This is a genomic window from Paenibacillus montaniterrae, assembly GCF_018403185.1.
Taxonomy (GTDB): Bacteria; Bacillota; Bacilli; order Paenibacillales; family Paenibacillaceae; genus Pristimantibacillus; species Pristimantibacillus montaniterrae.
The window spans coordinates 223,126-244,194 of record NZ_BOSE01000001.1 but is presented as its reverse complement, the minus strand read 5'-3'; the positions used below and the strand labels follow the sequence as shown (position 1 = coordinate 244,194).

The 21,069-nt window shown below is 46.0% G+C and carries 21 protein-coding genes; 1 reads left to right on the top strand and 20 read right to left on the bottom strand.

Annotated features, from left to right (window positions below):
* Positions 1–245: 245 nt before the first annotated feature.
* From dapA to dpsA, 5 genes are all read right to left on the bottom strand, one after another.
* On the bottom strand, positions 246–1,142 hold the full coding sequence (gene dapA / locus KJS52_RS01245; protein ID WP_213512825.1) for a 4-hydroxy-tetrahydrodipicolinate synthase: 897 nt from the start codon (positions 1,140–1,142) through the stop codon (positions 246–248).
* 82 nt (positions 1,143–1,224) lie between these two features.
* Positions 1,225–2,439, bottom strand: coding sequence for an aspartate kinase (gene dapG, locus KJS52_RS01240; RefSeq protein WP_213512824.1), 1,215 nt, complete (start codon positions 2,437–2,439; stop codon positions 1,225–1,227).
* 48 nt (positions 2,440–2,487) lie between these two features.
* Positions 2,488–3,522, bottom strand: a complete 1,035-nt coding sequence (locus KJS52_RS01235; RefSeq protein ID WP_213512823.1) for an aspartate-semialdehyde dehydrogenase — start codon at positions 3,520–3,522, stop codon at positions 2,488–2,490.
* A gap of 28 nt (positions 3,523–3,550) precedes the next feature.
* Entirely contained in the window at positions 3,551–4,138 is a 588-nt protein-coding gene (locus KJS52_RS01230) for a dipicolinate synthase subunit B (RefSeq protein WP_213512822.1), read from the bottom strand.
* A complete protein-coding gene (gene dpsA / locus KJS52_RS01225) occupies positions 4,138–5,031 on the bottom strand; it encodes a dipicolinate synthase subunit DpsA (RefSeq protein ID WP_213512821.1) in 894 nt (297 codons plus the stop codon). Before dpsA ends, KJS52_RS01230 begins: the two co-directional genes overlap by 1 nt.
* A gap of 186 nt (positions 5,032–5,217) precedes the next feature.
* On the opposite strand from dpsA, the gene KJS52_RS01220 reads away from it, so the two are divergent.
* Positions 5,218–5,613, top strand: coding sequence for a hypothetical protein (locus tag KJS52_RS01220; RefSeq protein WP_213512820.1), 396 nt, complete (start codon positions 5,218–5,220; stop codon positions 5,611–5,613).
* Between the two features lie 44 nt (positions 5,614–5,657).
* On the opposite strand, the gene KJS52_RS01215 is transcribed toward KJS52_RS01220, so the two are convergent.
* The 15 genes from KJS52_RS01215 to nusA all read right to left on the bottom strand — a co-directional run bounded on the left by KJS52_RS01215 (position 5,658) and on the right by nusA (position 21,044).
* Positions 5,658–7,091, bottom strand: coding sequence for a S1 family peptidase (locus tag KJS52_RS01215; RefSeq protein ID WP_213512819.1), 1,434 nt, complete (start codon positions 7,089–7,091; stop codon positions 5,658–5,660).
* A gap of 272 nt (positions 7,092–7,363) precedes the next feature.
* Complete coding sequence (gene dut, locus KJS52_RS01210; protein WP_213513755.1) at positions 7,364–7,783, bottom strand: dUTP diphosphatase; 420 nt, start codon at positions 7,781–7,783, stop codon at positions 7,364–7,366.
* Positions 7,784–7,787: 4 nt separating this feature from the next.
* Positions 7,788–9,074, bottom strand: coding sequence for a M16 family metallopeptidase (locus KJS52_RS01205; protein ID WP_373871341.1), 1,287 nt, complete (start codon positions 9,072–9,074; stop codon positions 7,788–7,790).
* A 35-nt stretch (positions 9,075–9,109) separates the two neighbouring features.
* A complete protein-coding gene (locus KJS52_RS01200; RefSeq protein WP_213512817.1) occupies positions 9,110–9,535 on the bottom strand; it encodes a pyrophosphohydrolase domain-containing protein in 426 nt (141 codons plus the stop codon).
* Positions 9,536–9,579: 44 nt separating this feature from the next.
* Complete coding sequence (locus KJS52_RS01195; RefSeq protein WP_246563024.1) at positions 9,580–10,590, bottom strand: polysaccharide deacetylase family protein; 1,011 nt, start codon at positions 10,588–10,590, stop codon at positions 9,580–9,582.
* A gap of 204 nt (positions 10,591–10,794) precedes the next feature.
* Entirely contained in the window at positions 10,795–12,897 is a 2,103-nt protein-coding gene (pnp, locus tag KJS52_RS01190) for a polyribonucleotide nucleotidyltransferase (RefSeq protein WP_213512816.1), read from the bottom strand.
* A gap of 99 nt (positions 12,898–12,996) precedes the next feature.
* Positions 12,997–13,266 carry a 30S ribosomal protein S15 gene (rpsO, locus tag KJS52_RS01185; RefSeq protein ID WP_213512815.1) on the bottom strand — a complete coding sequence of 90 codons (270 nt, stop codon included), beginning with the start codon at positions 13,264–13,266 and terminating at the stop codon, positions 12,997–12,999.
* Between the two features lie 142 nt (positions 13,267–13,408).
* Positions 13,409–14,356, bottom strand: coding sequence for a bifunctional riboflavin kinase/FAD synthetase (locus tag KJS52_RS01180; RefSeq protein ID WP_213512814.1), 948 nt, complete (start codon positions 14,354–14,356; stop codon positions 13,409–13,411).
* A gap of 37 nt (positions 14,357–14,393) precedes the next feature.
* Positions 14,394–15,302, bottom strand: a complete 909-nt coding sequence (truB, locus tag KJS52_RS01175) for a tRNA pseudouridine(55) synthase TruB (protein WP_213512813.1) — start codon at positions 15,300–15,302, stop codon at positions 14,394–14,396.
* Positions 15,303–16,292 carry a DHH family phosphoesterase gene (locus tag KJS52_RS01170; protein WP_213512812.1) on the bottom strand — a complete coding sequence of 330 codons (990 nt, stop codon included), beginning with the start codon at positions 16,290–16,292 and terminating at the stop codon, positions 15,303–15,305. It lies immediately after the preceding gene.
* Positions 16,289–16,645, bottom strand: a complete 357-nt coding sequence (gene rbfA, locus KJS52_RS01165; RefSeq protein ID WP_213512811.1) for a 30S ribosome-binding factor RbfA — start codon at positions 16,643–16,645, stop codon at positions 16,289–16,291. Before rbfA ends, KJS52_RS01170 begins: the two co-directional genes overlap by 4 nt.
* 7 nt (positions 16,646–16,652) lie before the next feature.
* The gene (gene infB, locus KJS52_RS01160) at positions 16,653–19,235 is read right to left on the bottom strand and encodes a translation initiation factor IF-2 (RefSeq protein ID WP_246563167.1); all 2,583 of its coding nucleotides are present in this window, start codon (positions 19,233–19,235) and stop codon (positions 16,653–16,655) included.
* Between the two features lie 62 nt (positions 19,236–19,297).
* On the bottom strand, positions 19,298–19,624 hold the full coding sequence (locus KJS52_RS01155; RefSeq protein ID WP_213512809.1) for a L7Ae/L30e/S12e/Gadd45 family ribosomal protein: 327 nt from the start codon (positions 19,622–19,624) through the stop codon (positions 19,298–19,300).
* Positions 19,617–19,922, bottom strand: coding sequence for an RNase P modulator RnpM (gene rnpM / locus KJS52_RS01150; RefSeq protein ID WP_213512808.1), 306 nt, complete (start codon positions 19,920–19,922; stop codon positions 19,617–19,619). Before rnpM ends, KJS52_RS01155 begins: the two co-directional genes overlap by 8 nt.
* Before the next feature lie 24 nt (positions 19,923–19,946).
* Positions 19,947–21,044, bottom strand: a complete 1,098-nt coding sequence (gene nusA / locus KJS52_RS01145; RefSeq protein ID WP_213512807.1) for a transcription termination factor NusA — start codon at positions 21,042–21,044, stop codon at positions 19,947–19,949.
* Positions 21,045–21,069: the final 25 nt, after the last annotated feature.

The window sequence follows — 21,069 nt, the reverse complement described above, 5'->3', positions numbered from 1 at the left end:
AAAAGCGATTACACAAGTCACGAGTCAAAATATGGCTATGAAACCATTCCTTCAGCCCGAACTAACCGCTGCCGCAGCATTTAACCAACGAGCTTAGCCTATTCATGTCAATTAGTATTCCCTACTTGAAGCACGAAATTCTTGTGAAGCATGTAAAAATTTAAATGTTGCCCCTTAAACATCGCGCAGCCCAATAAAAAAGACTGCATGTCAGTCGACATACAGTCCAATCGCTTATCATTTATTTAAGATTGCATACGCTTTTGCAGAGGAGGCAAGCTTGCTACAAATGCCGCTTCCTCACTCGTAATTGGAGCTAATGGAAGTCGTGCAGAGCCTACAGGCAAGCCTGTTAAGGACAATGCGTGCTTGACCGGTACTGGATTAGGCGTAGGGTGTGGGCAATAAAACAAGCCTTTGAAAACAGTCAGCAGCTCTTGGTGCAGCTTGGCTGCTTGGGCAACATCCCCTGCCAAGTAGCTGTCGATCATTTGCTTCATTTCCTTGCCGACAACATGAGAAGCAACGCTAATAATTCCGTATGCGCCTACTGCCAATGCTGGCAGGGCTGCACTATCGTCACCAGAATAAACGCGGAAGCCTTCTGGCGCATTAGCGGCGATCGTCGCCAGCTGCTCCAGGCTCGCGCAATCCTTTGTCGCAACCACATTTGGCAGCTCGGCAAGGCGCAGCGTAGTTTGCGCTGACAAATTTACAGCTGTTCTGCTTTCAACGTTATACAAAATAACCGGCAGCTTTACACTTTCGGCGATGCTTTTGAAGTGCAGATAAAGCCCTTCCTGCGACGGCTTGTTGTAATATGGGGTTACAAGCAGCAAGCCATCCACCCCGCATTGCTCCGCCTCTTTGGACAATTCGATGGAAGCTCGTGTGTTATTGCTTCCCGTACCAGCAATAACCTTCGCTCTGCCAGCCACCTTGTTTACTACGAATGAAAACAACTCCAGCTTTTCATTATGTGTAAGCGTAGGCGACTCTCCAGTCGTACCTGCCACTACAATGCTTTCGCTTTTTTCCTCTACGATCAATCGTTCCAATAGCCGCTCAGTCGTCGTCCAATCAATATTACCTTCGTTATCGAAAGGAGTTACCATCGCGGTAATCAGTCTTCCGAATTCCATCCGAACTCCTCCTACAATGATATGCCTTATTAAACATCCTATTATAGCAATCGCTATCGTCTATCTCTTAATTGTAAATTGTTTACCGATTCAGGTCAAACGTTGAATGTAAACATTTTAACGCCATCGCCATATGCTTCTCCTTCACCAGCACCCAAATTGCCGCATTGGAGTCGGCAGATTGCAAGATCGGTATTTGCTCTTGGCTAAGCGCGGACACGATGCGCGCCATTACGCCGGGCTGACCGTTCATGCCACCGCCAATTACGGAAACCTTGGCACAGGCGGCTTCAAGCCTGACCTGCAGCCCCTGCTCGGCTATCAGTTTCTCGGCCAGCTGCGCCTGCTCCCCTTGCACCGTAAATAAAGAGTGGCTGGCTGTAACATTAATGAAATCAACGCTGATGCCATGTGCCGCCAAGCTTTCAAAAATAAGCCGCGGATCATGCGGCTGCTGCTCGGTTCCGGAAACATGCAGCTGCGTTATGCCTAAAGCATAGGCAATACCTGTTACATGGCGATCGAGCACAGCATGCTCATTATGCTGCCAGGCTTCATCCTGCACCAGTGTTCCTTCTTCCTCCGAGAAGGTAGAGCGTACACGAACAGGGATGCGAGCCTGCTGGGCAATTTCAACTGCTCGCGGATGAACGACCTTCGCCCCTTCTCTCGCCATATGGCAAATTTCCGCATAGCTTACCTTGGCGATTGGCCGCGCATCACTAACCAGCTTGGGATCTGCTGTCAGCACGCCATTAACATCCGTATATATGTCCACAATCTCGGCTTGAAGCGCCGCACCCAAAGCAGTTGCTGATGTATCGCTGCCGCCTCTGCCTAATGTCGTAATCGCACCTTGTTTGGTTCGACCTTGAAAGCCCGTTACTACAACGACCTGTCCCGCTTCCAGCGCCTTTACAATGCGCTCGGGATGGATCGCAATGATTTTAGCCGAGCCATAATCGTCATCCGTCTCTATGCCGGCTTCAGCCCCTGACAGCACGACTGCAGGCATGCCCGCAGCGCGAATTTGCGTTCCGATTAGCGTTGCACTAATCATCTCGCCGCAGCTAAGCAGCATATCCTGCTCTTTAAGATCCACATAGGCAGCAAAAGGCGCCAATTGCTCCAACAGCGTATCTGTCGCATATGGATCACCGCGCCGACCGATCGCAGATACAACGACGACAACGGCATAGCCGTTGTCTCGTTCGCGTTTTATATGATGAATAACATGTTCTTTAGCTTGACTTGTCGATAATGAAGTACCGCCGAATTTCTGCACAATAATTCGCATAACTTCGCCTCCAAGCTGTCTAACCTTAGATGCTAAGTCGGAATCTGCTTATCCTTTAACGATGTATTCAGCGATTTGTACTGCGTTCCATGCCGCACCTTTTAATAGATTGTCTGAAACAATCCACATATTCAACCCTTTTTCGCTCGTAATATCACGGCGAATACGGCCAACAAATACGTCCGGCTTGCCCGCCGCATCCGTAGCTAGTGGATATTGCTGATTGGCTGGATCATCTACCAGCGTTACGCCAGGTGCTTCAGCCAGCAGCGCTTTAACCTCATCAATATCGAATTGCTCATTAAACTCAACATATACAGACTCGGAGTGACCATAAATGACTGGAATACGCACACAGGTTGCGGATACCTCGATCGATTCATCACCCATAATTTTTTTCGTTTCATTCGTCATTTTCATTTCTTCAAATGTATAGCCATTGTCTGTAAACTTGTCAATTTGCGGAATAGCGTTAAACGCGATTTGATGCTTCACCGGCAAACCGCCCACTGGAAGCACATCCGGCTGCACCTCTTGCTCGTCAAGCACTGCGCGAGTTTGGCGCAGCGTTTCTTGAATCGCGCGAGCGCCTGCACCAGAAACAGCTTGATAAGTGGAGACGATGACGCGTTTAATGCTATAACGATCATGGAGCGGCTTTAAAGCAGCAACCATTTGGATCGTTGAGCAGTTAGGATTAGCAATAATGCCATTATGCTCTTTAATTTTTTCAGGGTTGACCTCAGGCACCACAAGTGGTGTATTTGGATCCATACGGAAAGCGCTCGTATTATCAATACATACTGCACCACGCTTAGCCGCTTCAGGAGCAAGCGCCTTGCTCACGTCACCGCCGGCACTAAACAGTGCAATATGCACATCATTAAAGCTGTCTGGTGTTGCTTCCTCAATGACATACTCTTGACCTTTAAACGTAAGCTTCTTGCCAGCAGAGCGTGCTGACGAAAGAAACTTGATTTGTTGAATAGGGAAGTTTCTCGTTTCCAATAGTTTAATAATTTGTTCCCCTACTGCTCCAGTTGCACCGACTACGGCGACATTGTACACTTTTTGATTTGACATTCGATGTCTTCTCCCCTCTGTTTATATATTAATGCCGCTCGATTAGCATAGGCTGCAATTGCTTGCCTTGCAGAGCTGCTTCACATGCTTCCATTATCAAGTCCATTCTAGCAACCAATGAGTTTGGCTTATTGATAGGATCGTCTTGACCGAACGGCACAAAATAAATATTTTTGGTAACGAGCAGTTTGGCGATATTGGCGGCATTCAAGCCCAGGCCGTCATTAGTGGAAATCGCCAGCACGATCGGTCTGCTGTTGCGCATTTGCGCTTTAGCAGCCATCAGCACAGCGCTGTCCGTAATCGCATTAGCCAATCTGCTTGTTGTATTACCTGTACAAGGAGCGATGGTCAGCACATCGATTTTTTTCGACGGCCCCAACGGCTCTGCCTGCACAATGGATGAAATGATTTCGTTGCCTGTAATTCTCGTCAGCTCATTGCGCCATTTTTCAGCTGTGCCAAAACGGGTATCTGTTGTAACCAGCGAATTTGAAACAATAGGAATTACATTTGCGCCCGCATCAACAAACCGTTGAATTTGCGGCATTACCTCTTCAAATGTGCAATGTGAGCCTGACAGCGCATAACCAACTGTTTTTCCGTTCCAATCCATCATTTTTCCCTCCGATTCTTTTGTTCCAACAATAATTGGCTTAAGCAATCGGCGAGAATTAGACCTGCGGTTTTCGGAGCTACAATTCCAGGAAGGCCAGGGGCAAGCAGTGCTTTAATCCCTTTCGATTCTGCATACGCAAAATCTGTGCCTCCAGGCTTCGTTGCCAGATCAATGATAACTGCGTGTTTTTGCAGTTTGTTGATTATTTGTGCTGTGATTATCATAGTCGGAATTGTATTAAAAAGCAAGTCAATATTCGCCGCAACGTGCTCAAGATCCTTGGTGTAAAAGGGCTGGAAGCCCATTTCATATGCACGTGCAAATTGCTCGGATCGCCTTACACCCATCCACACCGTTGAGCCCAGCGCTTGCAAGCCTCTAGCCATCGAGATCCCCGTTCTGCCAAAGCCCAGCACCATCGAATGGGAGCGATGTATTGTAAAATCAGTATGCTGGATGGCCATCATAAGGGCGCCTTCCATCGTTGGAATAGAGTTATAAATCGCGATATCGTCGCGCTCGAATAATTCAACTAACGGTAACGCATGGCGTGCGCATAGCTCCTTCAAGTATGGCTTTGCCATGCCTGCATATATGACGCAAGTTTTAGGCAACGCTGCCAACAGCTCATCGGTAAGCTGGAACGACTCACTGCTGAAAACGGTATGAACATACCCATCGTCATCACAACCAACTGCTGGCAAAAGCAATGCATCAAGTTTGGCAAAAGATTCTTTAGTCAGTTCGATTGGAATTGCCTTCTCATGAAGTTCCTTTTTTTGGTCAAAGCCGCAAATGCTAACCGTTGCATTACTTTCGCAAAGCTTATTGATGATTTCGAGTTGCCTTGCATCTCCGCCAAGCAGAAGTACATTGACGCCCGTCAACATGGGGCACACTCCTTTCTGGCTCAAAAATATATGCTATACTATGCACCGCGGCAGCAATAGGTGTATAACTAGACGGTGAAACATGGTTTATTTAAATATCAAAATCTGCAAACAATTTTCTTAAATATGTAACTTACTGGATTTGAAAATCGTCTACAACTATACAAGAAAGAAAGGGGAAATTCTATGAAGTATTTAGCAATAATGATTCTGATTTTAATTACTGGTTGTAGTGGCATTCATATTGATTCGGAGCAAAATGATAGTGACCTCCGTATAGCTCAAGGCATTGTTTTGGGAATATCCAATGTTGAAGGGCAGAAAAAGCTTTTAGTTACAGAAGACGTAAATAATGATCTAATTTTAGCGGAGCTGCAAGAAATTATTTCTCAGCCGTTGGATGAAATCATGCGTAAATATTCAAATGACTTAAAGCTGATCGATCTTCGTGAATTATCGGAAGAAATTATTGATAATGGGGCATTACAGGCGGGAGCAAAAATTAGATACTCTAGTGAAAATGAATTTTTAATGACTCATCCCCCTACTTTAATAGCTAAAGAACTATCCTTCATTAATTAAATTTAGAAAGCGACCTTTTGGGTCGCTTTCTAAATTTAATCACTTTATTCAGCTGTATTAGAGGTAAATGGTGTTAAAGCACCACCATAAGCCATTGCTCTTGCTATATGAGTAAATCTTGAATAACTTACATAATCAGATGATCTCATAATTCCGAGCAAATTACCATCGTACCAGAGTGTCCCCCCGCTATCTCCCCCTAAAGCAGGAATATCCGTTTCCATATACCCTAATGAACCGAGTGAAGTGACATTGAGTGCTGTAACCTCACCACATTTGAAACCAGAGGTTGCACCTGACATGCATATCTTATCTCCTACATTAAGTGAGCTTGAACTTGATTGATAAGAAGTCACTCTGCTGTCAGTCCATGAGTATTTATACACATAATTAGAGATTTTTTTATTTGATGCTACTGCAATAACGCCAACATCAGCATAATCTCCTTGGTATTCAAAGTGCTTAGTCCCAACTTCTTCTCCACCTTGATATATGGAAGATGTCCATTGCTCTGTACAGTGAGCAGCAGTTACAATAAATCGATTATTATTCTTTTTCGCTAACGTCCCAATTGTACAGTATATTCCTGAAGCTGTTTGAGAATTGCTAGCATTATCAGCGATTAGAAGTCCGCCTGCCATCGTATTCAGAGTAGATGTTCTTGCTACTAATTGCTCGTTAGATTTCTCAACCACTACTTTATAAATTTCAGATGTTTTATCCTTAAATGGAACCAATGTCTCTCCTTTGAGCAATTGCAGAGCTTGCTCATTTTTTGCAACCTTAACTTCTACAACATTTTCTTGAACTCTGACTACTACTGTCTCAAAAGGGATACCTTGTTTCCTACTCTCTTTTATTATAGCTTCATATGCAGTCAACAGTTCAGCTTCAGAATAATTAACCTTCCTTATCTCTAAATACTCTTGAGGAACAAGTTCTTCAATTGCCTTACGAACTTGTTTTACTTTTTCATTATCTACCGAAAAACCTACGATAAACTTCAATCCATTGGCTGTTTCTTGATGAAAAGTTCCAATATTACTATATGTCTCAATGATATCCTTATCAGGGCCAATTGCAACTTCCAAACCGCCTTCTTTAAGAAGTGCCGAAATTTGTCCCCCATATTTCTTCATAATTTGATCTCTTTCTTGAACATACTGTTCCTCTTCTTCAGTAAGAGCAACGCTATACTTAACAATGGTATCCTTTGCATTATCGGATTTTAAAGCGGCTTGAATTGCTTCTTCTGAAAAATCAAGATTGTTAGCTTGGCGATACTTTTGATGTTGTTCAATCACCTCTTCGCTGTATTCAAGTTGGCGATTTAATTCTTCATCAGACATTAATACAATATCTAGTTGTGGACTTTGACTATGTTCAGAATTATCCGCTAAAATTGAGCCTGAAATAAAAGTTAACGAAATAATGACACATAAAAACGTTGTAAATAATTTAAAAATCTTCTTATTCATCCTTTGACTCCTTTTCTTTTTATTAAGTAATTAACTCGAAATGTACTTCTCTCCCCCTTCCTTCACTACTTAAATGAATGGAATCTTTATCATTTAATACCATTCATTTACATTTCAGATTAAACGGACGTACTATGATTGTTTTCATCATAAGAGCTCAGTTTTAAATCATAACAAGCAATTTTAAAAGACTAAAGCACAAGCGCAGGATCACTGATCCAGGCTTGTGCTTCTCTGTTTTTTGCATAGTTATATATACATAAGCTTAGCTGCTAAACGCCTGTATGACCAAAGCCGCCTGCACCGCGAACGGTTTCCGGCAGCGTATCTGTCTCTTCAATCGTTACTTTTGGCACGAGGCCAAACAGCATTTGCGCAATTCGTTCACCGCGCTCAATCGTAAATGGCTTGTCCCCAAGATTAACCAACAGCACCTTTACCTCTCCGCGATAGTCGGCATCAATGGTGCCTGGCGAGTTTAAACAAGTTATGCCATGCTTGTACGCTAGTCCGCTGCGCGGGCGAATTTGCGCTTCCAATTCATTCGGCATCGCCATTGCAAAGCCTGTTGGAATAAGCTTGCGCTCTCCCGGCTCAAGCGTGACGGGCTCGTCCACTGCAGCCTGCAAATCAAAGCCTGCTGAGCCTTCTGTCATCCGTTTCGGAATGGCCAGATCCTCGTTGCCTGGCATACGCTTAAATAACACTTGATACAAGCTGATCCCTCCTAAGATTAGCAATTGCTTTGTCGCTTGAACCGACCATCGACACTGCAAACGGTGTAGCAAGCATCATGTTCGTTACTTCCTTTATCTCTTCAATCGTAATCGCATCAATGCGAGACAGCAGCGCGTCTATAGAATTATGCTTGCCGAGCATAAGCTCGTGCTTGCCGTTGCGATTCATGCGGCTGCTAGTGCTTTCCAAATTAAGAATAAGCGAGCCTTTCAGCTGCTCCTTGCCGCGAGTAAGCTCGGCCTCCGTTAGCCCGTTTTGCCCGACCTCATGCAGCATTTCCATCGTCAGATCGATTACTTCCTTCGTTTGCTTAGGCGCCGTCCCCGCATAGATTGTAAACAATCCCGAATCTGCTGCCGCGCTATGATAGGAATAAACGGAATAAGCAAGTCCTCTTTCCTCACGAATAACCTGGAACAAGCGTGAGCTCATGCCGCCGCCGAGCGCGTTATTAAGCAGAATCATGGCGTTTTGCAGCGGTGTTCCCATCGCACAGCCAGGGAAAGAAATGCAGATATGATTCTGCTCTGTTTTTTTCTGAAAGAAAACGGAGTCGCTGACAAAGCTGGGCTTGATCAATTGACTCGTATGTTCGGCATAATTTTTATAATGGCCAAAATAAGTTTCCAATAGCTCAAGCAGCTTGGCTGGTTCAATGTTGCCCGCTACGCTTAGCACAATATTTTCAATCGTGTAGCGCTGCTTCATAAACTGATGAAGCGAGTTCGAGCTCATTGCCTCCAGCGTTTGCTGCGTGCCTAGGATCGGATAAGCAAGCGGATGATTGCCGTAAGCCGCCTTAGCCGCCTCGTCGTGAACACGATCATCCGGCGTATCCTCATACATCGAAATTTCTTCAAGAATAACGTTGCGCTCCTTGGCAAGCTCCTCCTCGTCCATTTGCGAGCGGAAGAACATATCTGCCAACGCATCTACCGCAATCGGCAAATGCGAATCGAGCACCTTCGCAAAATAACAAGTATATTCCTTTGCTGTAAACGCATTGACATTGCCGCCAATTCCGTCGAACAAATCGGCAATATCGCGTGCGGTTCGCTTCTCAGTGCCCTTGAACAGCATATGCTCGATAAAATGTGAAATTCCGTTGTTCTGCTCTGTCTCATTGCGGGAGCCATTCTTCACCCAAATGCCGAAGGATACGGAGCGAACCGTCGGAATCTGTTCGACAACGACACGCATGCCATTGCTAAGCTTGTATTTTTCCACCAAGCAGCCTCCTATCATGTCAGGGCGAGTATGCATACACACCCTAGCGTACTCTATTTCATTTGTTGTGCAATTGCTTCTTTAAGCTTAGGATATGGATCTTCCCATCCTTCAGGCTTCATTACTTTTCCGTCCGGCTTATAATGCGGCTTGCCATCAGGCCACAGCTTGCTCATATTGGCATGCTGTACAATATCCATCAACGCTTGCGGCCGTACGCCCATTTCTACCAAGGTGCCGATTGCGAAGTAGATAACATCAATCATCGCATCTGCTTGATCGACAATTGTTTTTGCTTCAAGAAATTCCTGCACTTCTTCCTGAATCCAATTCATCCGCTTAACAGCTCGTTCTGCTTCTAGCAGAGTCGGCTCGTCACTTGCCGGATGGTTGAATGCGAGTTGAAAAGCTCGAACCTGCTCCCAAGCAAGATCGAGGCCCTTCGCTTCTGTTTGCTTATATGTTTGAGTCGTTTCCATTGCAATCCTCCTAATTTCAAGACAATTACAATGATAACACTATATCAAAATATGTCCACACCCTCAACTCCGTCGTGCAGGCGCTCAGAGGATAGTGTATGAGAGACTGTGCCGGGCATATAGCCCTGCTCCTTGAAGTATTGAATCATTTGCGGCAGCGTCTTTTCCGTAGCAGTGGTCGGATGCATTAAAATTAGCGCACCAGGCTCCAATTTAGCTTTAATCCGCTCCATTATCTGCTGTGCGCTCGGATTGCGCCAATCTATTGTATCAATGGTCCACAGTACCGTTAATAGCCCCTGATCACGCGCAACTTGTACGGTTGATGCGTTGAAGGAGCCTGATGGTGGCGCGAACCATTTGTTGTGAACACCGATTTCCTTAAGCAATGTCTCTGTTTTTGTAATCTGCTCAAGCTGCTGGTGGCGCGACAGCTGAGCCATATCCGGATGCGAGTATGCATGATTGGAAAGCTCATGCCCTTCCTCCTGGATGCGCAGCGCCAGCTCCTTATTTTTTTTCAGCCACGAGCCATCAAGGAAAAATGTAGCCTTCACATCCTCATTTCGCAGCGTGTTAAGAATCGAATCCAAATATTCATTGCCCCAAGCCACGTTGATCATTAAGCCAACCGCTTTTTTCGCAGAATTGCCTTTATAAATCGGCTGGCTGCCAAGGTCCTCCAGCTGTACGGCAGGCTCAACCTCACGATAAACGAAGCGCAGCTTGGCGCCGCGTACGGCGTTCACATTCAGCTCATAGGTCGCCTCAAGATCAACCTCCAGCCCATTGTAGCCTGGAATTGCCTTGTAAACGCGATCAATCGATGCATTGATTGGAGCGATCTTGAGCTTTTCAGCCTCGGCTTTAATTTGCTCCATCAGCTCTCGCTTTTCCTGCTCGCTGCGGTTCACCTGAACAAATGTATATACCGCATCGTCTTCCTTGACATGCTCAATAAAGCTTGAAACATTGCCATTTAATTTAATCATAACAACAACCATTAGCGCGCTTGCTGCTATGAAGGACGCTCTTTTCCACCATAATCGGTTCACAATCCTCACTCCACATCATCATATAATACGCCTTCAAAAAATCTCCGACCCTTTGAACAAGCTCTTTCGTACAGACGCAGTACAAGCTTGGCTGTAGTACATGTTATGTGGAGCTGTGCGGCATTATGAATGGAACGCAAAAAAAGAGACAGATAGATCTGACTCTTCCTCGCACTAATATTTATTTACTGCATGTCACTGAAACTAAGCTTTAGGTGCTTCCTCAGCTTGCAGCACAGCTTTGCGGGACAGGTTAACGCGACCTTGCTGATCGATCTCTGTCACTTTCACTGTAATTTGATCACCGATTTTCACAACATCCTCGCATTTGGCAACACGCTCAGTGGACAGCTGTGAAATATGGACAAGTCCGTCCTTATTCGGAAGAATTTCCACAAATACGCCGAATTTTTCAATTCGCTTGACGGTACCCAAGTAAATTTCTCCGACAACGACTTCCTTCACGATTCCTTCAATAATTTGCTTCGCCTTCTGATTCATTTCCTCATTGGAAGAAGCGATAAATACGGAACCATCCTGCTCAATATCGATTTTTACGCCGGTTTCTTCAATAATTTTGTTAATGATTTTACCGCCAGAGCCGATAACATCACGAATTTTATCCGGATTGATTTTCATGCTGACAATTTTAGGGGCGTATTTGGACAGGCTTGAACGCGATTCAGTCATAACCTCAGCCATTTTGCCTAAAATGTGCATGCGGCCTTCTCTTGCTTGATCTAATGCTTGAGCAAGAATAGCGCGATCAATGCCCGCAATTTTAATATCCATTTGAATCGCCGTAACACCTTCTGCTGTACCTGCAACCTTGAAGTCCATATCACCAAGATGGTCTTCCATGCCTTGAATATCCGACAGAATTGAGAACTGCTCTCCATCCTTAATGAGACCCATCGCAATACCAGCTACAGGTGCTTTGATCGGCACGCCTGCGTCCATCATTGCCAGCGTACTTGCACAAATACTTGCCTGAGAGGTAGAACCGTTGGACTCAAGCACTTCAGATACAAGTCTGATTGTGTATGGGAATTCCTCTTCCGAAGGAATAACTTTGGAAAGCGCGCGCTCTCCCAACGCACCATGACCGATTTCGCGACGTCCTGGCGGACGAAGCGGTCTAGCTTCACCAACAGAGAACGGCGGGAAGTTGTAATGATGCATGAAGCGTTTTGTCTCTTCGGCAGAAATGCCATCCAAAATTTGCACATCGCCAAGCGCTCCCAGCGTACAAATGCTAAGTGCCTGGGTTTGTCCACGCGTAAATAAGCCAGAGCCATGCGTACGAGGCAGAAGCGCCACATCGCATTCGATTGGACGAATTTCGTTCAATGCACGACCATCCGGACGCACCTTGTCATGCGTAATCAGACGACGTACTTCCTCTTTGACGATATCGTACAGCACTTCCTTCACATCGGCAATAAGCTCAGGAGTCTCGGCATATACTTGTTCAAAATGAGCAACAGTTTCTTCATTAATCGCATCGATTGCATCCTGACGAGCATGCTTTTCAGCAATTTTAACAGCTTCTACCAGGCGTGCAGACGCATAGGCGCGTACAGCTTGATCGACAGTCTGCTCAACTGTATGTAAGACAACTTCCATTTTCGGCTTGCCGGCAAGCTGTTGAAGCTCTTCAATCGAAGTGATCAGTTGCTTGATCGCATCATGACCGAACATAATCGCTTCAAGCATTACTTCCTCAGGCACTTCATTCGCTTCAGCCTCTACCATCATAATCGCATCCTTTGTTCCAGACACGACAACGTAAATATCCGACTGCTGCTCCTGGGCAACCGTTGGGTTAATAATAAACTCGCCATTAATTCTACCGACAATGACGCCGCCTACTGGTCCATTAAATGGCACGTCAGAAATGGTCAGTGCCGCAGAAGTTCCAATCATCGCTGCAATTTCCGGAGAGCAGTCCTGATCAACGGACATAACAATGTTGGCAATTTGCACGTCATTACGGAAGCCTTCAGGGAACAATGGACGAATTGGACGGTCGGTCAGACGGCTGGAAAGAATCGCTTTCTCGCTCGGTCTACCTTCACGTTTAATAAATCCGCCAGGAATTTTCCCTACTGCATACAGGCGCTCCTCATAGTTTACCGTTAGTGGAAAGAAATCCAAATCCTTCGGCTCAGATGAAGCCGTAACGGTACAAAGAACGGCAGTTTCACCATAACGAATCATCACAGCTGCGTTGGCTTGTTTCGCCAATCGACCTGTTTCAAAAACAAGCGGTCTTCCGCCTAGCGTCGTTTCTACACGATGTTGCATTCAAACCCTCCTCTTCTATTACAAAAAGCAACCCGAAAGCCTTAGATCCAGGAATGGACCACCTTAAGGACTGCCAGGTTGCTTTTCATTACACTGATCTTAACGGCGTAGGCCAAGTTTTTCAATCAATGCGCTGTAACGTTTAACATCTTTCTTCTTAAGGTAAGCAAGCAGCTTACGGCGCTGACCTACCATTTTCAACAAACCGCGACGTGAATGATGATCTTTCTTGTGTGTACGCAAATGATCTGTCAAATTAACGATGTTTTCCGTTAGGATAGCGATTTGAACCTCTGGAGACCCAGTATCACTTGCATGAGTTTTATGTGTCTCGATAAGTTCTTGCTTGCGTTCTTGAGTAATTGCCATCCTGATTCACCTCCTTATCATAATCGCCATTAGCCTAGCAATCGGCGGTGAGCTCGATATCCAAGCTAAGGTTCAGTTGTACAAGCTGTAAAAGCCTGACAACAGTTCATAGTATAGCATAGATGAAAATGGTTTGTCGAGATTATGTTTGCAGGAACAGGCTCTTCACTTGTTCGGCATCCTTGCTAATTTGCTCAATTAGCTGCTGGATGCCTGCAAAGCGCTGCTCAGGCCGGATAAACTTGACAAACTCAATCGCAACATGCTCTCCGTAGATGTCCTCTGAAAAATCGAATAGATGCGCCTCCATAACTGGAACAATGTCCTCGGCATAAAATGTAGGCTTCATCCCATGATTCAAAACACCGTAAAAGGTTCGATCACCCAAATGCGCGATCACTGCATATACACCAAGACGAATCGTCAAGTAAGGCGCAATCAGCCGCAAATTGGCGGTTGGAAAGCCGATGGTGCGTCCGCGCTGATCGCCCTGCACGACGATCCCTTCTACTGAAAACTTTCTGCCCAGCAAGTGATTCGCTTGCTCCATCTCGCCCTGCTCCAAATATTCGCGAATGGCTGTGCTGCTTACTTTGACCCCATCAATTACGAACGCTTCAACAACCTCAACACTGATTGCGGGCTCGCAAAGCTGCTTTAATACATCCGTATTTCCAGCTCCCTTTGCTCCGAAACGGAAATCAAAGCCTGCCACAACATTCATCACATTAAGCCGGCGCAGTATATCCTCTACAAACGCTTCTGGCGTAATTTGAGAAAACGGCTTGTCAAAGGTGACGACAAATGCATAATCGACGCCAAGCTCCTGAAACAGCTTTAACTTCGTTTCCAGCGGCGTCAAGCACATGCTATACTGCTCGCCTTGTCCCAAAATCGCTTTAGGATGGGGATCAAAGGTCATGACTGCCGAGGCAATACCTAGCTTCTGTGCTGTCTGAACCGCCTTACTGATCACCTGCTGATGTCCGCGATGCACGCCATCGAAGTGGCCAAGCGCAATCGAGAATCGCTGATCGTCAAGCTCTATCTCATTAAGAGATATAGGGTAAGTCAATGTTATGATTTTCAAAGTTGACACACCTACATTTCATCTTTAACATTTTACTTCAAGAAAATACTTTGACTGGCACGATTTGATGCTGTTTTTTATCAAGTTGAAAAATTCCTAAAAAAATTGCTGCCTCGTCAAAAACACGAACAAGGGACCCGTCTTCAAGCTCCTGATGGCCTGTCAGGTCTGTCCAGTAAAGCTTTTGCCCCTGCAGCGCGTATTTGCGCTTTGCTTCCTTCACAACTGCAGCAGGAATATGATCAATCGCCAGCTCCGGCTCAATTAGCACCTGCTCCAGCGTTCCTTCCTGCATATGCTGCTCTACCTGCTCCAGTGTAACACAATGCTCCCTTGTCATGCCGCCCGACATCGTCCGCACCAGCGAGCCCATCGCTGCCGGTACGCCCAAAGCTTTGCCTATATCGACGCATAGCGTGCGAATATATGTACCTTTGGAGCAAGTAACAGAGAACGTAAATTGCGGCTGCTGCCCATCAAGCTGCTTGGATAAAAGCTCAATATGATAAATGGTAACCGTCCTTGCTTTACGCTCCACGCTCTTTCCTTCACGAGCAAGCTCGTACAAACGCTTGCCATCTACCTTAACGGCAGAATACATCGGCGGCACCTGCTCGATTGCTCCTGCAAAGCGCTGCAGCACCTCAATGATTTGCTGCTCTGACACCGTTACATTGTCAGCTTGCTCTACAATATTGCCTGACATATCCTCTGTATCAGTTGCCACGCCAAGCACGATCGTTGCCTCATAGGCTTTGGGACGCTCTTGAATATATTCAACAATTCGTGTGCTTCTCCCCAAACAAAGCGGAAGTACACCTGTCACCATTGGATCAAGTGTACCCGCATGTCCGATTCGCTTCAGCTTTAACAATCGCCTCGTTTTCGCAACAACATCATGCGAGGTCCAGCCTGCAGGCTTCCAAATCGCCAATACCCCATCCATTTATGCCAACGCCTTTCCTACAGCTTCGACCAAGCTTTTTACACTTTCGTCCAAATCTGAAGAGAGTCGACAGCCTGCTGCTCGCACATGTCCGCCGCCGCCAAAGCTTTGCGCAATTTGCGAAACATTGACCTTGCCAGCCGAGCGAATGCTTGCTTTAATAACGCCGTTTTCGGATTGCTTGAATAAAATGCCGACCTCTACACCTTCCACATTCAAAATGTAGTTGACGATCCCTTCAATATCCTCGCTTACCGCTCCGCAATTCGCCAGATCTTCCTCTAAAATGGTGACCCAGCCAATCGTTTGTGCTTCATTAAATGTGATGCGCGCCAAAGCGGTTTGCAGCAGCTTAAGTCTGCCCATCGTCATCTTTTCCAGCAAATGATCCGCCAGTTCATAGGCAGATACGCCTAAAGCCAGCAGTTCGGATGCCATAGACATGACGGCTGGCGATGTGTTGGAGTAGCGAAAGCCGCCCGTATCGGTCAACAGCCCGGAATATAGCGCCTTGGCACATGCCAGATTTGGCGTAAACGGAGTCAGCTTAATTAAATCATAAATGATTTCGACTGTCGCAGCAGCTTCAGCACGAATAATATTTAAAGTTCCAAAGCCATTGTTTGTAGGATGATGATCAATATTCAATAACGGAGCTTTACGATCCTGAATACGAGCAAGCACCTCTCCCATACGAGAGGCATCAGCGCAATCGAGCGCGATAACCGCCTCAAAATTCAAGTCAAGCTCGTCCTTATATTGAATAATATCATCATAACGGTACAAATAGTCCAATCGCTTTGGCAAGTCGCTTTGATTAATAATAGTAACTTGTTTTCCGTATTGCTCGAGCAACCAGCTCATCGCAGCACATGAGCTAATCGCATCGCCGTCAGGATTTTCATGAGCGACAACCAGATAAGAAGAATAGCCTTGGATAAAGGCTATTGCTTCCTTCAGTTGCGCTTCATAGCTGGCAGCAATACTCATTTTTGCTCGGCATCCTGATTGAGTTCAGATAATAACGATTCAATACGGCTGCCGTATTCAATACTGCTGTCAAACTTAAACTGCAATTCAGGCGTATGGCGCAGCTTAATGCGCTTGCCCAGCTCCGAGCGAAGATAGCCTGTCGCCTTGGACAAGGCACGCAGCGTTTCTTCCTTTTGCTCGTCGTTGCCAAGCACACTAAGATATACGCGCGCCTGTGACAAATCATTTGTTGTTTCCACACCTGTAACGGTAATAAAGCCGATGCGCGGGTCTTTTAACTCAGATTGGATAATCTGGCTAAGCTCCTTTTTGATCTGCTCGCTTACCCGGCCAACTCGAATTTTAGCCATTGCTTACTCACCTCTCAACCGACTCCATAACAAATGCTTCGATAATGTCGCTTTCCTTAATATCGTTAAAACGATCAAGTGTTATACCACACTCAAAGCCTTGTGCAACTTCTTTGGCGTCATCCTTATAGCGCTTCAAGGAATCGATTTTGCCTGTATACACAACAATACCGTCGCGAACGACACGCGCTTCTGCATTGCGAACGATTTTGCCGTCGATTACCATACAGCCTGCAATTGAGCCGACCTTTGAAAGCTTGAAGATGTTGCGGACCTCGGCATGACCGATTACAACCTCTTTATAGATTGGCTCTAGCAAGCCTTTCATCGCATACTCAATTTCATCAATAACCTTGTAAATGATGCTGTGCAAGCGCACATCAACCTTTTCTTGCTCGATCGTATATTCTGCTTGTGGTTCTGGGCGAACGTTAAAGCCGATTACAATCGCATTGGAAGCTGAAGCAAGAATAATATCGGATTCCGTAATCGCACCAGCACCGCTATGAATAATTTTTACGCGAACGCCTTCTACATCAATTTTGGCTAGTGAGCCTTTAAGAGCTTCGGCAGAGCCTTGAACGTCCGCTTTAATAATCACGTTCAGCTCCTTCATTTCGCCTTCCTTAATGTGGTTGTACAAATCATCGAGCGTCACGCGCGTGTTGGCTCCGATTTCCGATTGACGATGCTTGATCGCGCGGCGTTCCGCGATCGCGCGAGCTTTGCGCTCATCCTCAAATACCATGAACGGATCACCCGCCAATGGCACCTCAGTCAAGCCCGTAATTTCTACTGGCGTAGACGGACCTGCTTCCTTCAAGCGGCGACCGCGGTCGTTGACCATCGCTCTGACGCGACCGAAGCAGTTGCCCGCTACAAAAGCGTCTCCAACCTTAAGCGAACCATGCTGTACAAGCACGCGCGCTACTGGACCTTTACCTTTATCAAGCTCGGCTTCAATGACTGTACCGCGTGCACGCTTGTTCGGGTTCGCTTTATACTCATTAACTTCTGCAACTAGCAAAATCATTTCCAGCAGGTTTTCAAGCCCGATGCGCTGCTTCGCAGACACTTCCACGAAAATCGTATCGCCGCCCCATTCTTCAGGAACAAGCTCATACTCGGTCATCTCTTGCTTGATTTTATCTACGTTGGCAGTAGGCTTATCAATTTTGTTAACTGCAACGATAATTGGCACATTTGCCGCTTTCGCATGATTGATCGCCTCTATTGTCTGCGGCATGATACCGTCATCTGCCGCTACGACGATAATCGTAATATCCGTTACCTGCGCACCGCGCGCACGCATTAGCGTAAACGCCTCGTGACCCGGAGTATCGAGGAACGTAATCTTCTTGCTGTTGATCTCTACCTGATAGGCACCGATATGCTGCGTAATGCCGCCAGCCTCGCCTGTCGTAACATTCGTTTTGCGAATCGCGTCAAGCAACGTTGTTTTACCGTGATCGACGTGACCCATAATCGTTACAACTGGTGGACGAGTAACCAAATCAGCCTCTTCATCAACTTCTTCTACCGTTTCAAAGTTGTCTTCCTCTACAGGAATTTTCACTTCAACCTCTACTCCGTATTCGCCTGCGATAAGCAGGATGGCATCCATATCAACCTCTTGGTTGATCGTAGCCATTACGCCAAGGAACAACAGCTTCTTGATAACTTCAGAAGCATCCTTATGAAGCAGCTTCGCCAAGTCGCCAACTGTTAATGTACCGCGAACGATAATTTTTTTAGGTGTATTATCAATTTTTTCGCGTGGCGGCTGAGACTGCTGATTTCTATTGCGCCCTTTATTGCGGTTGTTTTTAAAGTTTGCATTGTTTCGTCCATCCTCAAAGCGCTTGTTGCTATGCTTGCCCTTGTTGTTGAAGCTGCGATCATCATTGGCCGGACGTGTATTTTCAAAGCGGGATTCGAACGCTTTCGGCGCTGTACCGGCAGTACCAGTACGTTGAGTGCTGCCGCCGCTTTGAGGTCGGTTGCCTGCTGCTCCTTGAGCGCCTCCCTGATTGCGGTTGCCGGATTGGCCGCCACCTTGCTGGTTGCGGTTGCCGGACTGGCCACCTTGCTGATTGCGATTACCGAATTGGCCGCCGCCCTGGTTGCGATTGCCGGATTGGCCGCCTGCAGCGCCGCTGCTATTCGGACGCTGGTTGCCTTGCGGACGATTATTGCCTTGCGTTCTATCTCTATTGCCTTGACCTTGCTGCTGGGATCTCGGTCTTTGCTCGCGCTGCTCATTGCTTCCTGATGCACGGACCGCCTGGTTTTGCTGCGACTGTTGCTCTCGTTTTTGATTTTCACTCATATTGATAGAATTCATTGTCCCCTGTCTTTTTTCATCTATATTTTGCTTTCTGCCCTGCGGCGCTGCTTGATCAGCCTGTGCTTTAGGCTTCGCTGCCGGAGCTTCTGCATTTGATTTTTTTACTGCTGCATTTTCTTTTATTTCACGAAAAAATCCTTCGACCTTCGATACCATTTCGTTCTCCATGACGCTCATATGGTTGTTTACAGGTAAACCCAGCCTTTTAAGAATGGTGATAATTTCTTTGCTGCTCATATTCATCGATTTTGCATATTCGTATACGCGCAGCTTGTCTTTGTTTTCCTTACCGTCCTGTTTAATATTCAAGTAAGATCCACCTCCATATTTTGGCTTAAATGACCTGCAATCAATCTGGCAAATTGCACGTCAGTTACTGCGATTACGACTCTTTCTGCTTTGCCAATCGCTCCGCCTAAAGCCGCTCTATCAAAAGCTTCCACTAGAGAAACCTGATAACTGCTGCATTTGTCGTTAAACTTCTTCTTCGTATTGTCCGAAGCGTCGCCTGCAAGAACGACCAGCTTTGCTTTGCCGGCACGAATCGCCTTCAGTACAATTTCATCGCCAGTTGCAAGCTTTCCGGCACGCATAGCCATGCCTAAAGCCGAGAGAGCCTTATGATTATTCATCAGCCAACTCCTTGCTAGCGAGAAATTCATCTTCAATTTTAATAAAATCCGCTTCCAGCTGATCGTAAATGTCATCACCAACAGGCTGCTTTAATGCCCGATCCAGCGCTTTGCTTTTTTTCGCAAGCTTGAAGCAGGATAGCTTGCCGCACAAATAAGCGCCGCGACCTGACTTTTTGCCAGTCAGATCTATCAGAACTTCTTCATCCGGTGTCCGCACGACGCGAATCAGTTCCTTCTTCGGCATCATTTCCTGACAAGCCACGCATTTGCGAAGCGGTACTTTTCTTGGCCTCATCGCACACCCTCCATTCTGATTCCACTAATCAATCGATACGGAATCCTGATGCATCACTTCCTGAGACGTTTTTGGACGTCCAAACTCTTGCTCAGCTTGAGTTTCAGACTTAATATCAATTTTCCAGCCAGTCAGCTTGGCAGCAAGTCGAGCATTTTGCCCTTTAATGCCAATCGCAAGCGAAAGCTGATAATCCGGAACGATAACACGTGCCATTTTTTCCTGTTCGAATACGATTACTTCAAGCACCTTGGACGGGCTGAGCGCATTCGCTACATATTCCTCAATATTGTCAGACCAGCGAACAATATCGATTTTTTCGCCTTTTAGCTCATTTACGATCGTTTGTACGCGCATTCCTTTAGGTCCTACACAGGAACCAACCGGATCTACCTCGCTATTGCGGGAGTGAACCGCAATTTTTGAACGGAAGCCCGCTTCACGAGCAACCGAGCGAATTTCTACAACACCATCATAAATTTCTGGCACTTCAAGCTCAAAAAGACGTTTTAGCAGTCCAGGATGCGTACGAGATAAAATAATTTGAGGGCCCTTAGTCGTATTTTCCACCTTCGTAATAAAAGCCTTCACACGATCAAGATGCTTGAATTTATCTGTAGGCATCAGCTCTGTCAAAGGCAATACAGCTTCGACTTTGCCAAGATCTACAAACAAATTGCGAGTATCCTGTCTCTGTACAAGGCCTGTAACGATATCTTCCTCTTTATCGATAAAAGCGTTATAAATTAGACCGCGTTCCGCTTCACGAATACGCTGCATAACGACCTGCTTTGCCGTTTGAGCAGCAATTCGCCCGAAATCGCGAGGGGTTACCTCAATTTCAGCAACGTCATCTACTTGATAATGCGGGTTGACTTCGCGTGCTGAATCTAATGAAATTTCCAATCTCGAATCCAATACATCCTCGACGACCGTTTTGCGAGCATATACCTTGATCACACCATTGTGACGATTTATTTCTACTCTAACATTTTGCGCAGTGTTGAAATTGCGCTTATAGCTGGAGATAAGTGCTGCTTCAATTGCATCTAAAAGCACTTCCTGAGAGATGCCTTTCTCTTTTGCAATCTCTTGCAGTGCTTCAATAAACTCCATACTCATTGGAACCATGTTCCCCCTTTCATCT